Source organism: Acidaminococcus sp. CAG:542 (assembly GCF_000437815.1).
Lineage (GTDB): Bacteria > Bacillota > Negativicutes > Acidaminococcales > Acidaminococcaceae > Acidaminococcus.
This window is the reverse complement of the sequence record NZ_FR902039.1, coordinates 1-14,192: the sequence shown is the minus strand read 5'-3', so window position 1 is coordinate 14,192 and position 14,192 is coordinate 1. Positions and strand designations below refer to the sequence as shown.

The 14,192-nt window shown below is 52.9% G+C and carries 15 protein-coding genes and 1 riboswitch; of the genes, 12 read left to right on the top strand and 3 right to left on the bottom strand.

All coding sequences use genetic code 11. The features are described from left to right. Positions 1–52 precede the first annotated feature (52 nt). The 7 genes from QVO43_RS02480 (at position 53) to rpsI (ending at position 7,980) form a co-directional block, all read left to right on the top strand. Positions 53–1,711 carry a nucleoside kinase gene (locus tag QVO43_RS02480; RefSeq protein WP_022487026.1) on the top strand — a complete coding sequence of 553 codons (1,659 nt, stop codon included), beginning with the start codon at positions 53–55 and terminating at the stop codon, positions 1,709–1,711. Positions 1,712–1,726: 15 nt separating this feature from the next. Beyond that, positions 1,727–2,917 carry a pyridoxal phosphate-dependent aminotransferase gene (locus QVO43_RS02475; RefSeq protein WP_022487025.1) on the top strand — a complete coding sequence of 397 codons (1,191 nt, stop codon included), beginning with the start codon at positions 1,727–1,729 and terminating at the stop codon, positions 2,915–2,917. A 431-nt stretch (positions 2,918–3,348) separates the two neighbouring features. Next, positions 3,349–4,602: a DEAD/DEAH box helicase gene (locus tag QVO43_RS02470; RefSeq protein ID WP_022487024.1), complete on the top strand. Its 1,254-nt coding sequence runs from the start codon at positions 3,349–3,351 to the stop codon at positions 4,600–4,602. A 29-nt stretch (positions 4,603–4,631) separates the two neighbouring features. Beyond that, positions 4,632–6,098 carry a glutamate--tRNA ligase gene (gene gltX, locus QVO43_RS02465; protein ID WP_022487023.1) on the top strand — a complete coding sequence of 489 codons (1,467 nt, stop codon included), beginning with the start codon at positions 4,632–4,634 and terminating at the stop codon, positions 6,096–6,098. Between the two features lie 4 nt (positions 6,099–6,102). Then, positions 6,103–7,002 carry an ROK family protein gene (locus tag QVO43_RS02460; protein WP_022487022.1) on the top strand — a complete coding sequence of 300 codons (900 nt, stop codon included), beginning with the start codon at positions 6,103–6,105 and terminating at the stop codon, positions 7,000–7,002. 127 nt (positions 7,003–7,129) lie between these two features. Next, entirely contained in the window at positions 7,130–7,567 is a 438-nt protein-coding gene (gene rplM / locus QVO43_RS02455; protein WP_022487021.1) for a 50S ribosomal protein L13, read from the top strand. Positions 7,568–7,587: 20 nt separating this feature from the next. Continuing rightward, on the top strand, positions 7,588–7,980 hold the full coding sequence (rpsI, locus tag QVO43_RS02450; RefSeq protein WP_012937880.1) for a 30S ribosomal protein S9: 393 nt from the start codon (positions 7,588–7,590) through the stop codon (positions 7,978–7,980). A 146-nt stretch (positions 7,981–8,126) separates the two neighbouring features. Here rpsI and thiC read toward each other — a convergent pair whose 3' ends face one another. From thiC to QVO43_RS02435, 3 genes are all read right to left on the bottom strand, one after another. Further along, on the bottom strand, positions 8,127–9,434 hold the full coding sequence (gene thiC / locus QVO43_RS02445) for a phosphomethylpyrimidine synthase ThiC (RefSeq protein WP_022487020.1): 1,308 nt from the start codon (positions 9,432–9,434) through the stop codon (positions 8,127–8,129). A gap of 67 nt (positions 9,435–9,501) precedes the next feature. After that, positions 9,502–9,598: riboswitch (TPP riboswitch) on the bottom strand. A 223-nt stretch (positions 9,599–9,821) separates the two neighbouring features. After that, positions 9,822–10,982 (bottom strand): tyrosine-type recombinase/integrase, encoded by a 1,161-nt coding sequence (locus tag QVO43_RS02440; protein WP_022487019.1) that lies wholly within the window; start codon positions 10,980–10,982, stop codon positions 9,822–9,824. An 84-nt stretch (positions 10,983–11,066) separates the two neighbouring features. After that, positions 11,067–11,747 (bottom strand): helix-turn-helix transcriptional regulator, encoded by a 681-nt coding sequence (locus tag QVO43_RS02435; protein WP_022487018.1) that lies wholly within the window; start codon positions 11,745–11,747, stop codon positions 11,067–11,069. Positions 11,748–11,933: 186 nt separating this feature from the next. Between QVO43_RS02435 and QVO43_RS02430 the strand changes: the two genes are divergently transcribed. The 5 genes from QVO43_RS02430 to QVO43_RS02410 all read left to right on the top strand — a co-directional run bounded on the left by QVO43_RS02430 (position 11,934) and on the right by QVO43_RS02410 (position 14,047). Beyond that, positions 11,934–12,134, top strand: coding sequence for a helix-turn-helix domain-containing protein (locus QVO43_RS02430; protein WP_022487017.1), 201 nt, complete (start codon positions 11,934–11,936; stop codon positions 12,132–12,134). A 70-nt stretch (positions 12,135–12,204) separates the two neighbouring features. Then, positions 12,205–12,405, top strand: a complete 201-nt coding sequence (locus QVO43_RS02425) for a helix-turn-helix domain-containing protein (RefSeq protein WP_022487016.1) — start codon at positions 12,205–12,207, stop codon at positions 12,403–12,405. A 5-nt stretch (positions 12,406–12,410) separates the two neighbouring features. Further along, positions 12,411–12,683, top strand: a complete 273-nt coding sequence (locus QVO43_RS02420; RefSeq protein WP_022487015.1) for a hypothetical protein — start codon at positions 12,411–12,413, stop codon at positions 12,681–12,683. Positions 12,684–12,846: 163 nt separating this feature from the next. Next, positions 12,847–13,065 carry a hypothetical protein gene (locus QVO43_RS02415; protein WP_022487014.1) on the top strand — a complete coding sequence of 73 codons (219 nt, stop codon included), beginning with the start codon at positions 12,847–12,849 and terminating at the stop codon, positions 13,063–13,065. A gap of 463 nt (positions 13,066–13,528) precedes the next feature. Continuing rightward, on the top strand, positions 13,529–14,047 hold the full coding sequence (locus QVO43_RS02410) for a hypothetical protein (protein WP_022487012.1): 519 nt from the start codon (positions 13,529–13,531) through the stop codon (positions 14,045–14,047). Positions 14,048–14,192 lie beyond the last annotated feature (145 nt).

Here is a 14,192-nt window from a genome sequence, read left to right as displayed (position 1 = left end):
AGGCAGCCTGCGGGCTGACAGATCCAGAAAACAGAAAAGGGGAGCGGAACAGATGCAGATTACAGGACCAGACGGAAAACCAAAAGCATTTCAGGACGGGACGCCTCTCGGAGTCATCGCCCAATCCTACAAACAGCTCTACAGCAGTCCCGTGGCGCTGGGGGTGGTGAACGGCCAGCCCCAGCCGCTGCAGCTGTGTCCTCAGGACGGGGATCATGTGACCTTCTATCCCCTGGACAGTGAGCAGGGATACCGGTCCTACATTGCCACCTTCCAGTTTGCCCTGATTGCCGCCATGAACCGGAGACGGCCGGAAATCCAGCTGGAAGTGGAAAACACCTTTGGTCATGGCCTTTTCTGTTCGGTCAAGAACAAGATCTTCCTGAGCAAATATGATCTGGAAGATGTGACCCACTGCATGGAAGAGATGATCCGGGATCAGGAACCGGTCCAGATCCGGCAGCTGAGCCGGGATGAAGCCCGGTCCTATGTGAAGCCCCAGTTCTTCCAGGATGAGGCTCCTTTGCTGGATGCCCTGCCGGAGGATTACCGGATCAACCTTTACGGGGTGGGGGACCGGTTTGCCTATTCGGTGATGCCCCTGCTGCCCAATCTGGGCTGCCTGAAGGCCTTTGAACTGGTGTGGATGGGGTCCGGGATCCTGCTCCGGTACGGCCGCCAGGACCAGCTGGACCGTCTGGAACCCTATGTGGAACGGAAAAAGCTGGCGGCAGTCTATGCCCAGTCGGAAAAAATGGGCCAGGTGATGCACTGTCCTACGGTGGCAGCCCTGAACCAGTACATCCGGGAAGGGAACAGCCGGGGCATCATCCAGATGTGCGAAGCCTACCATGAAAAATCCATTGCCCGGATCGCTGATGAAATCGACGCGGATGGACGGAATGTACGGCTGGTGCTGATCGCCGGCCCCTCTTCCTCCGGGAAGACCACCTTTTCCCAGCGGCTGGCAGTGCAGATGCGGGTGAACGGCCTGCGGCCCATTCCCATTTCCCTGGACAATTATTTCAAGGAGCGGGAGCAGACCCCTCGTCTGCCGGATGGCAGCTACGATTTTGAATCCATTGAAGCCCTGGATACAGAATTGTTCAATGAGCATATGGAACGGCTGCTCCGGGACGAAACCGTGGAAATCCCTTACTTCAATTTCAAGACCGGCCACCGGGAATATCGGGGCCAGAAGGTGTATCTGGGGGATGACGGAGTCCTGGTAGTGGAAGGCATCCATGGGATGAACGAGAAGCTTTCCGCCCGGGTCCGGCGCAGGAACAAGCTGAAGATCTACATCAGCGCCCTGACGCCTCTTTCTTTTGATGATTACAACCGGATTCCCACCACCGATATGCGGCTGCTCCGCCGGATGGTCCGGGATTCCCAGTTCCGCTCCCATGATGCCCGCCAGACCATCCAGAACTGGCACAAGGTGCGTCAGGGAGAAGAACGGAACATTTTTCCCTTCAGCGAAGAAGCGGACATTATGTTCAATACCACCCTCATTTATGAGCTGGCCGTATTCAAAAAATATGCCTGCCCCCTGCTGGAACAGATTCCCCGGGATGCAGCAGAATATCCGGTTGCCCGCAATTTCCTGGATATGCTGCAGATCGTAGAATCCATAGACGACAAGGCCATTCCCAACAACTCCATTATCCGGGAATTCATTGGCCATTCGATTTTTGGAGATTTACTGTAAGGAGGAACAAGAACCATGCACATTTCCCAACGGACGCTGCACATTCCCACATCCCCCATCCGGAAACTGGCGCCTATTGCCAACCGGGTGGAAAAGACCAAAAAGATCTATCATCTGAATATCGGACAGCCGGATATCCCCACCCCGGAAAGTTTCTTCGAAGGGGTGGCCTCCTACCATCCCAAAGTGGTGGCCTATGGAAAATCCCAGGGGGATGCCAAACTGCTGAAAGCCATCCAGGGATATTATGAATCCTGGGATATGGACTATGCCCTGGACGATATTTTTGTCACCAACGGGGGCAGTGAAGCCATTTCCTTTGCCATTATGACCACCTGTGACCCGGGGGACAATGTGCTCATGTTCGAGCCCTTCTATGCCAACTACAAGAGCTTTACCGGGGCCTACAATGTGGAAATCAACGGGGTTCCCACCTCTCCGGACACCGGCTACCATCTGCCGGATCAGGAAACTGTGGAAAAATACATCAATGACAAGACCCGGGCCATCCTGATTTCCAACCCGGGGAATCCCACCGGGGTAATCTACACCCGGGAAGAAATGGACATGCTGTCCCGGATTGTCCGGAAATATGATCTGGCTCTCATTGCCGATGAAGTGTACCGGGAATTCGTCTATGATGGACAATACACCAGCTTCGGACGGCTCCGGGAACTGGATGACAACCTGGTGCTCATCGATTCCGTCTCCAAACGGTACAGCGCCTGCGGCGCCCGGAGCGGCTGCGTGATCACCCGGAACAAGGCTCTCCAGCAGGAACTGCTGAAATGCTGCCAGGCCCGGCTTTCCTGTCCGGACATTGTGCAGCTGGGAGCTGCGGCTCTGTACACCACCCCCAAATCTTACTGGGAAGATGTGAAGAAAGAATATACCAAACGAAGGGATACCATCAAGGGATTCCTGGCCCAGATGCCCGGCGTGATTTCCTCCGATCCCAAAGGGGCCTTCTATGTCATGGTGAAAATGCCCATCGACGATACGGAAAAATTTGCCAAGTGGCTGTTGGAAGACTTTGACATCGACGGGGAAACTGTGATGATCACCCCCGGCAACGGGTTCTATGCTTCTGATGTAACCAGAGGACAGGACGAAGCCCGTCTGGCCTACGTACTGAACGTAAAAGACCTGGAAAAAGCCATGCACATCCTGGCGGAAGGATTGAAGCAGTATCCGGGGAGAAAATAAAAAAAACCGCTGCCCAGGCAGCGGTCTTTTTTTATTTGCAAATGGAATCGATCCAGGCAAACAATTCTTCCAGATCGTAGTCTCCCGCGTGGCCTTTGCCCCAGGCGGTTGACGGATTTTCCCTCCAGATAGGCGGAAGGAATGAAAATGTTCATCTTTTCATAGTCTGCATTTTTGGGATGGGATACATACACCAGATCCCGCCAGGCATAGTAGGAAACCTGCCGGGCTTTGAGATGTCAGCGTTGTTCGATACAGCAGCAGGCCAGATTTGCTTATTGCGGGCCAAGCTGATAGCTGACTTCTGATAGACCCACAAGATACGGTCTGATTTCTTCTTACTCGCCGCCCCATCCCCCTTTTTCCTTCCCTTCCTCCGGTTTTTACGCTATAATAAAGGGTACGATTGAAAAATGAGAGGAGATGATTCCATGGCGGCAGGTTTTGCCCAGCTGAAAGTGGACGAGGCGATGGTGGAGAAGCTCCATCGGACGGGGAAGGACATCCCCACCCCTGTACAGGAGCGTGCCATCCCGGCCCTTCTGAACGGCCGGGACGTAATCGCCCGTGCCCAGACCGGGGTAGGGAAGACACTGTCCTTTGTGATCCCCCTGTTTGATAAAGTGGACCCGAAGAAGGAATTTGTCCAGGCCCTGATCCTTTCCCCCACCCGGGAGCTGGCCCAGCAGACGGCCGGGGAAATCCGGAAACTGGACGGGGATACGGGAATCCATACCCTGACAGTCAGCGGCGGACGGGATTTTGAAGAGGAAAAACGGAAAATCGGCCACAGGGCCCAGGTGCTGGTGGGAACTCCCGGCCGGCTGCTGGATCACCTGCGGAAGGGGAATACCAGCCTGGGCGGGGTGAAATACCTGGTGCTGGACGAAGTGGATGAAATGCTCCGCCAGGGCTTCGGGGAGGATATCGAAACCCTCCTGAGCCTGATGCCCCAGCCCCACCAGACCATGATGTGTTCCGCCACGCTGGATGAGGAAGTCCGGAAACTGGGCCGGCAGCTGACCACCAATCCCCTGGTCATCGACATTGCCCCCAGGGAAGCCACCGCTTCCACCATCCATCAGATCTGCATCAAGGTCAGCGAAGACCACAAGGCAGAGGCCCTGGCTTCCCTGATCCGCCGGTACAACCCCTTCCTGATGCTGGTGTTCTGCTGCAGCAAGGAACGGGCCATCGAACTCAGCGACTGGCTCTATGGGGAAGGGTTCAATGTGGATGTGCTCCACGGGGACATGTCCCAGACCAAGCGGCGCCAGGTGATGGAAAACTTCCGGAAGGCCAAGCTCCAGATCCTGGTGGCCAGCGACATTGCCGCCCGGGGTCTGGATGTGGAAGGTATCACCCAGGTGGTGAACTACGACATTCCCCACGATCCGGACTGGTATGTCCACCGGATCGGACGGACGGGCCGGGCCGGCAGCGAAGGCACGGCCATCACCTTCTATACGGCGGATGAGACCCGCTGGCTCCAGAACCTGGAGAAGAAGCTGAACATCACCCTGGAACGGCAGAATCTGGCCGGGGAGAAGGTCCGCCGGACGGTGAAGCCGGTGCGTCCCAAGAAGAAACGGGTGCCCAAACGGGGCAAAAGCGCTGTAGGTCCCAACAAACGGGGAACCAAATATGCAGAAGCGTCCCGGAAACAGAAACCCAAAGAAAAATAATCAATCATTGAAATGGAGAGGTGCTAACCATGAGTGAAGTACGTGTACGTTTTGCTCCCAGTCCCACTGGGTATCTGCACATCGGCGGGGCCCGGACGGCTCTGTTCAACTGGCTGTTTGCCCGGAGCCAGGGGGGGAAGATGGTCCTGCGGATCGAAGATACCGACCGGGACCGGCTGAAGGAAGATTCCGTCTCCCAGATCATCACCAGCCTGAAATGGCTGGGCCTGGACTGGGATGAAGGCCCGGAAGTGGGCGGGGACCATGGCCCCTACTACCAGTCTGAACGGCTGGACCTGTACCGGAAATACTGCCAGCAGCTGGTGGATGAGGGCAAGGCCTACTACTGCTTCTGCTCCGCCGCCGATTTGGAAGCCCAGCGGGAAGAACAGCGGAAGAAAAAGCAGCCTTTCCATTATGCAGGCACCTGCCGGGACCTGGATCCGGCGGAAGCCAAGAAACGGGTAGAAGCGGGAGAAGCCCATTCCATCCGGATCAAACTGCCCAAAGAAGGCACCATCACCGTCCATGACATGATCCACGGGGACGTGACCTTCAACTGGAACCAGTTCGATGATTTCGTCATTATGAAGACCAACGGGATCCCCACCTACAACTTTGCCGTAGTGGTGGACGACCATCTCATGGGCATGACCCATGTGCTTCGGGCGGAAGAACATCTGACCAACACTCCGAAACAGCTGGTGATCTACGATGCCCTGGGCTGGAAAGCACCGGAATTCGGCCATATGCCCATGATCCTGGCACCGGACCGGAGCAAACTGAGCAAACGGCATGGGGCCACCTCTGTGGAAGAATTCCGGGACAAAGGGTACCTGCCGGAAGCCATTATCAACTACCTGACCCTGCTGGGCTGGGCGCCCGGCAATGACCAGGAAATCTTCACCCTGGAAGACACGGTGAAAGCCTTTGACTTCAGCAAAATGTCCAAAAAGGCTGCCGTATACGATGTGAAAAAGCTCACCTGGCTCAACGGCCAGTATCTTTCCGACCTGCCTCTGCGGAAAATCGCCGATGCCGCCGTGCCTTTCTTCAAGAAAGCCGGACTCATCGATGACAGCTATCTGCCGGCTCATCAGGAATACTTCGACCACCTGGTGGATGTGGTCCGGGTGCGGGTAAAGACCCTGGAAGAACTGGCGGATGGTGCCAGCTATTTCTTCAAGGATTTTGACAGCTACGATCCCAAAGGCGTGGCCAAGTCCTTCAAGCCGGAAGCCGCTGACCTGCTCCAGAAAGCCCATGATGCCTTGGCAGCCCTGCCGGTGTTCGATCTGAAGACTACGGAGGAATGCTACAACAAGCTGGCGGAAGATCTGGGCCTGTCCCTGGGCAAAGTGATCCATCCCACCCGTCTGGCCCTGACCGGCCGGACCTTCAGCCCGGGCATGTTCGACGTGATGGTGCTCCTGGGCCGGGAAAAGACCCTGGGACGGATGGAAAAAGCCATCGCCTTCATCAAGACACAGGGCTGAACCCATGGATAAATACATCTGCCTGGATATTGGGGGCACCGCCATCAAATACGGCCTGGCAGACAGCAGAGGGAGACTGTTCAACAAGGACAGTCTCCCCAATGTTATTGCCAAAGACGGAGTGGACGCCTTCCTGGACCAGGTGCTGGGGCTGATCGGCTCTTACCAGAAATACTTCAAGATCCAGGGGGCCGCCATTTCCATGGCTGGCATGATCAATCCCCAGACCGGGGAAGTGCTCCATGCGGCTCCGCATTTTCCCGGGCTCACCGGCACCAATCTGGTCCAGCTGGTATCCCGGAAGCTCCAGCTGCCCTGCCGGGTGGAAAATGACGTGAACTCTGCAGCCCTGGGGGAATACTGGCTGGGGAACGGCCGGGGAGCCAAAAGCCTGTTCTGCATCACCATCGGCACCGGCATCGGGGGCGCCTTTGTACTGGACGGCAAACTCTGGCCCGGGAATTCCTTCACTGCCGGGGAAGTGGGACAGGCCAAACTGGGCGGCCGGAACCACTGGGAGGACGCCGCTTCCGTCACTGCCCTGGTCCAGAAAGCCGCCCGGCTGAAAGGAGTGGATCCGGAAACCCTCAACGGGAAGATCCTCTGTGAAATGGTCCGCCACGGGGACAAACCTCTCCACAGGCTGCTCCGGGAAACCGTCCACCAGTGGGCCACAGGCATTGCGGCCATCTGCTACATGATGAATCCCCAGCGGGTGATCCTGGGGGGCGGCATCATGGCCCAGCAGGACCTGCTGGAACCCATGCTCCAGGACAGCCTGAAAAAGGAACTGCTGCCGGTGGTACTGGACAAGACCACCGTGGCCTTTGCGGGCCTGGGCAATGATGCAGGGCTGATCGGCGCCCTGTACAACTTCCTGGCCAGAGAAAAGAAAAGAAGTTGACAACAGCTGTAATATACTGTACAATATTACGGTATCACTTTGAGCATGCGCCGTTAGCCCCGGCCCGTACCCAAAGACTCATCACTGGATACAGTTCAAGATTGAGTTTTTATTAGGAGGAATAAGGATGAAAACATACATGGCCACCCCGGCTACCATTGAACGCAAATGGTATGTAGTGGATGCCGCTGACAAGACTCTGGGCCGTCTGGCTGCAGAAGTTGCCAAAGTGCTCCGCGGTAAAAATAAACCGACTTTTACCCCGCATATGGATACCGGTGATCACGTGATCATCATCAACGCTGCTCAGGTGAAACTGACCGGCAAAAAACTGGTGCAGAAGGTTTACTTCCGTCACTCCGGGTATCTGGGCGGCGACAAATACACCAAAGCAGGGGATATGCTGAAGAACAACCCTGTAAGAATGGTGGAACTGGCTGTTCGGGGTATGGTTCCCCACAACCGTCTGGGCAATCAGATCATCAAGAAACTGCATGTATACGCTGGTTCTGAACATCCTCATGCTGCACAAAAGCCTGAAGTTCTGACCATCGATATTCGCTAAGAGGAGAGGAGAACTAGAAAATGGCAAAAGTTACGTATGATGCAACTGGCAGCCGCAAAAGCTCCGTTGCCCGTGTTCGCCTTGTTCCGGGCGAAGGCAAAATCGTTGTAAACGGCCGTGAACTGAGTGAATACTTCGGCCTGAAGACCCTGGAACTGGTTGTTCGGCAGCCGCTGGACACCACCGAAACCCTGGGCAAATATGATGTACTGGCCAACGTTGTTGGCGGCGGCATCTCCGGCCAGGCTGGCGCAATCCGTCATGGTATTGCCCGCGCCCTGCTGAAAGTTGACGCTGATTTCCGTCCTCTGCTGAAGAAAGCCGGTCTCCTGACCCGCGATCCTCGGGAAAAGGAACGCCGCAAGTACGGTCTGAAAAAAGCAAGAAAGGCTTCCCAGTTCTCCAAACGGTAATTTTCCGTTCCGGATCATGGAAACCTCAAACGAGGGTATTGCATATTCTGTGCAATACCCTCGTTTTTTTTGCATATCCAACGAATCTTTTCCTTCAGTCATTGACCATTGACAAAAAAAACAGGGGCCATCCAGGCCCCTGTTTTTTATTTGCTCTTCTTCGCCTTGACTTCGTCCATGTATTCGTTCATGATCTTCACGGCGCAGTAGTCTCCGCACATGGAGCAGTATTCTTCGCTGCTCTTGTTCTTGGCAGACCGGATGGCTCTGGCTTTTTCCGGATCGATGGCCAGGCTCAGCTGCTTGTCCCAATCCAGGACTTTCCGGGCTTTGGCCATGGCCAGATCCTGGGCTACCGCAGAGGGCAGGCCTTTGGCCACGTCGGCGGCATGGCCGGCAATCCGGGCGGCTACCACCCCTTCCCGGACGTCGTTGATGTCCGGCAGGCCCAGGTGTTCGGCCGGGGTCACATAGCACAGGAAGTTGGCACCGGTAAAGGCGGCCAGGGTACCGCCGATGGCGGAAGTGATGTGGTCGTAGCCGGGAGCGATATCGGTGACCAGGGGCCCCAGCACATAGAAGGGAGCACCGTGGCAGATCCGTTTCTGGAGCTGCATGTTGGTGGCAATCTGGTTGTAGGGAACATGTCCCGGGCCTTCCACCATCACCTGTACCCCTTTGGCCCAGGCACGCTGGGTCAGTTCGCCCAGGTTCAGCAGTTCCTGGATCTGGGTCCGGTCGGTGGCGTCTGCCAGGCAGCCGGGCCGGCAGCCGTCGCCCAGGCTGATGGTTACATCATATTTGGCGCAGATGTCCAGGATTTCATCGTAGAATTCGTAGAAGGGATTTTCCTTCCCGTTGTGGAGCATCCAGCCGGACAGGAAAGAACCGCCCCGGCTGACAATGTCCATTTCCCGGCCTTCGTTGATCAGGTTGTGGAGGCACTGGCGGGTGAGGCCGCAGTGCATGGTCATGAAGTCAGCCCCGTCCTTGGCCTGCTGTTCCACTACGGTGAAAATGTCGTTCTTGTCCATTTCCGTCACTTTGCCATGGGCCTTGATGGCCTGGACCGTGGCCTGATAAATGGGTACGGTGCCCACCATGACGGTGGAATGTTCAATGATGGCCTTCCGGGAGGCGTCGATGTTGTTGCCGGTGGACAGATCCATCACCGCATCAGCTCCGGCGTCGATGGCTGCTTTCAGTTTGTCCAGTTCCGGAGCGGGATCCGGAAAAGCGGAAGAAGTCCCGATGTTGGCGTTCACCTTGGTGGAAAGGCCTTCGCCCACACCCCGGGGAACCAGGTTCTTGTGGTTGATGTTGGCGGGGATGCAGATGGTGCCTTTGGCCACTCCGTCCCGGATGAATTCCGGGGTTACTCCTTCCTGGCGGGCCACTTCCGCCATCTGGTCAGTGATTTTACCCTGCAGCGCAGCTTGTCTTTGGGTCAGCATAAAACAAATCCTCCTTCATGGATGCAAAAAGGGCCGCTTTCCTGGCAAAAAAGGAAAGCGGCCCGACAAAACAGCCTCACCACTTTCCTTCGGCGGTATTAACCGCATCAGGTTCAAAGGGTCGACCGTCAGGTCTCTCAGCGATAGCGCCCCTAGTGATGCTTCAACTTTAACAAAAAATAGAAAAGAATGCAATAGGAAAAACTCAAATTGCCAACTTCTGAGTAGTTAGACAATTCGCAATAAATCTAGGCGGCCTAATTGCGTTTATGTTCGCAACAGACCGTAAACGTAGAATCCATGCGGGTTTTCGGCTTTTTCGTCACCTTCTTTATGTTCGATGAAATCCGTAAAAATAACAACGCTCTGCACAATTTCTGCACATTTTTAGATGGTCAGTTTTTCAAGGGCTTCCCGTTCTTTTTCCTTCATTTTACTGGTGACATGGGTGTAAATCTTCATCGTGGTTTGCGGGTTGGAATGTCCGACCCTTGCCATAATGGTTTTGAGGGGGAAGTTTTCTTCTACCAACATACTGATATGGGTGTGACGAAAAATATGAGAAGTGATGTGCTTGCCATTGACCCGAACCTTTTTGAGAGTCGATTCAATGGTATTATAGTCATAGGGAGAACCAGAGCGACCCGTAAAAATGTAACCTTTGTCCTTGTAACCGTCCGTCCACAGAGATTTCCTTTTATCATCCGTGATGAACCATTCAAGGATACTGACGGCACGGGAGTTGATTGCCACAGTGCGACAGGAAGTCGCATTTTTAGGAGTGCTACGGCGGGTGGGCAATTCCTCGTATTCTACACGAGTTATTGTCCCATTGACATGGATTTCCTTCTTTTTAAGGTCGATATCTTCCCGCCGCAAGGCCAGAAGTTCCCCAATCCTCAGCCCCGTCAAGCTGATGAACTCCATAGCGTATCCGATTCTCTCGTTTATCGCTACAAGTTGGTGAAGACAATCCTTCAATTCATCCCGTTCCAAAAACTTGTTGGCGGTCTTGCCTTCTTCTTCCATCGTCATGGGACGGCGGGGAAGTCGGATTTCCAGAAATTCGTTGATATTGTCGATATAGTGGGCCTTTTTCGCATAGCGCATGGAATTCTTGATGATTCCCAACACTGCATTACAGTACCCTCGTGAATTTGCGTTCATGGATTTTATGGCCCTTTCCACAAGGGCGGGGGTAACGTCACGGAACAAAATCCCATCGGGAAGCAAGGAGAGAATCTTGCGAACTTGATTGATGTGATTTTGTTGTGTCTGCGGCTTTACCTCGCTTTTCACAGAGTCGAGCCATTCGCCCAACAGTTGCCGCATGGTCAACGTTTTGGCTATCGTTTCAGCCCTTTTCGGTTTGGCCATCCTCTTGACGTTGTACTTCTTCAACAACATCCGCCGTGCCTGGCCCTCAGCCTGTTTCGTGTGTTTGGCAAGGGTGACGGCAATGGAATAGGTCTTCCCATTCTCATCGGTGAACCGTTCACGGTAGACATACCGTGTACCTTTCGAATTTTTCGTTTCAGTTATCCACATATACAATACCTCTTTCCCGTTCCACGCTGCCCCTGTAAGCCGCCAGACATGGGATAAAGGTATCAGCCCCCGCATGGACGGGGGTTATTTTTTGGGAACTGTGGACAGGTCGAACGGGTGATACCGCTCTTCCAGATATTCGCAAACATCGAAAAAGTTCGGGTTCAGTGAAGTGAATTTCGCTCTCAGTTCCTTGTATTTTGGGTCTTTATCTAACTCCATCATAGCGGGGTAGAGTGATTCTTCCTGTAGAAGACGGAAGGCGTTATCCAGTTGCCGCCGTTCAACATGGTTGCCCTTTGACTGTAAAAGACTGACGATTTCAACAACTCTTTCATATGGTAAATAGTAGGATTGCACGGGCGGCGCATACAGTTTGGTAGAACGGTCTTTAGAATCCGACATTCTGAACGGAAACCCCTCAACGCTTTCAGTAGAAAGAAGTTCAACGGTCGTGGAACCATCTCTTTCGAGAAATTGCAAACGATACCCATAGGATTCCAAAAAGTTTACAAGTTTTTCTTTCTCGCTTTCTGGTTCGTAATCTATGAGCCTGTCAAGCGATAATCCCAACACCCTTGCGATTTTCCAACAGATTTCAATGGACGGTGTTCTTCTTCCACCCTCGTAATTTATGAGGGCTTGCCTAGAAATATTGGCCCCGTGTGCAAGTTCTTCTTGTGTCAGTTCGGCACGTTCTCTGTAGAACTGGATTGCCTTTCCCAATTTACCTGCAAATGAATCATCTTTAGCGGTTGCGACCATTTTTATCACCTCATCTCAATTATACAGTTGCGTTTAACCCTAGTCAACAACTGAATCGTAATTTCTATTATGGTCGCCCCTTGTAATTTTAGAAAAAGTGTGCTACTGTATAAATGTAACCAAATGGAATAGTAAAAATAAATGCTGTTCCAAATGTTCAGACACTAGAGAAAGGAAGTGTTCCTCATGAGAATCAACGTTTACGCCGTGTTGGACGCAATGGCAAAGAAGGAAGTCAACCAAACCGCCCTCGCCAAAAAATCGGGCGTGACAAGGCAAGCCATAAACAACGTGCTGAAAGGACAGAAGAGGGGTGTGCGTATCGACACGATTGGCAAACTTGCCGCCGCACTCGATGTTCCGCCCCTCGAACTCATCCAAAAATAAAATGCTGACTACGCTGCCCCTGTAAGCCGTCAGCCTGGACAGTTCAACGAATCGGGAAGGAGATATTTGTATGGAAAAGTACACATTGAAGAAGGCACGGGAACAGTTGGGCCTTCCACAAGACATGGCCGCCTTCATCATCGGGGTGACTTCCACCACCTTGCGGCGTTGGGAACGGGGTGAATCAACCCCGACCCTTGAAGGGTTTTGGAAACTCTGCAAACTCTATGGGGTTGAACCCGACAAAATCTGTCTAATGGAAAGGAGATGATTTCCATGAAGGAGAACGAGATGGTCAAAATCGGCGGCAAGCTGTTCCGTCAGTTCGCCCCCATCGATTTTGATGGGAACCAATGGTTACGGACGACCCAACTTGCAAAGATGTTCTCTCTGACACGTAGCACGATTTGGAAGTTCGTGGGAATCATGGAAACCGAACCACGGTACAAGAACAGCATTCTTCATGTCAGCCCCCGTGCCACGCTCATCAAGGGGCGGGATTTCCTCGCATACCTGCAAGACCGTAACCGAAACTACATGAGGGGGTGAAGACAGACGGCGGCAAGGGTATCACGGAAGAACATGGACGGAAAAGGCCCAAAAACAGCGAGCAAGGGGCCAGATTTTCAAAATAAAAAATCAGCCGTGATAGATTCCATGCACCAAATAGATGACACGGAAATACCACGGCTGATGGAAAGGACGATTTTTCATGAAGAAGAAAATCATTGTTACTGAATCGAAAAAAACGCCGATACGGGCCATTCGTGAATATTGCCTAGAGTGTAGCGGGGGGAGCAACGTAGAAGTGAAATTGTGCGCTCTGGAACGCTGTCCCCTGTATGCGTTTCGGTTCGGGGTGCGCCCCGCAACGGCGGCAAAGAGATTTGCCAGTCAAGGCAATGACGTAATAAAAAAATCCGCTCTGTGAAGGACAAAAACACGAAGCGGATTGGAACAGTACAACGGGAAAGAAGTATCTGTCTTTCTTATTGTAACATAGTTCGTTACATTTTACAAGCGAAAGGAGAATTTGATGATATATCAAATTTTAAAATCCCGTCATGCTGACAGCCCCGAAACGGCTGTCACTACGGCGGAACTCATGGAAATCACGGGCCTAACCCAACGTCAGATTGTTGCACAGGTGGAAAAGGAACGAGGACGGCATTTCATCAATAGTTGCATGAAAGGCAAAGGCGGCTACTACCGACCCCGTACAAGGGCGGATGTGGCGAAGTACAATAAAATCCGTGAATACAGGATTGCCCAAACGGCTATTACCATGAAGATGTCCAGAAAGTTCTTGAAGCGTTGGGGGAACTGAAACCCGTGGGGGCTGCCGTTGTGCGGCCCCTCTTCCATTCTAATCAACTCTACAAGGAAGTGATAAATTGGGCAAGAAGCGAAATAAGAAAAACAATCTGAACCCGTGGTTGACGGCAAACCGACCCGACCAAAAGGATTCATTCATACAGGTTGGTGAGAGTCTTGCGACTCACCCTGTATTTAAAACGTTGTCAATAACGGCGAGATATATTTATGAGCGAATGAGTGTTTATGCGAACTATGCAAAAAATAATAATGAACTTGATTTCACTTTCCCCCGTTCAGTATATTGCGGCAAATACGGTATAAGTTCGAACGCCTTTCATCGTGCAATAAAAGACCTGATAGAGAAGGGTTTTGTGCGTTGCGTTCTTAAAGGCAAAAATCAGCGAGTGGCTTCAAAATACAGAATGGTGCAAGTGTGGAAAATTGGAAATCCGTTAAATGGCTGTCCTCAAACGGGGCGGCACTTGTCTCAAAACGGTACGCCTAACGCCATTGCCGCACCTAATATTGGGATTCAGCACTATCCTAGAGTAAACATCAAAATTGAAGAAAAAGACGAACCCCCGCATGAAGCCTAGCATTTTGGGCTTGCAAGCCGTTTTTTGTGCCATCCCGAATTGAGACAAGGGGCATACCGAATTGAGACAGATATTATAATAATATAGCCATGGCTAGGGGCTTATTTAGTGGTTGTATGTTTGTCACCCTGTTGAAATGCTCATG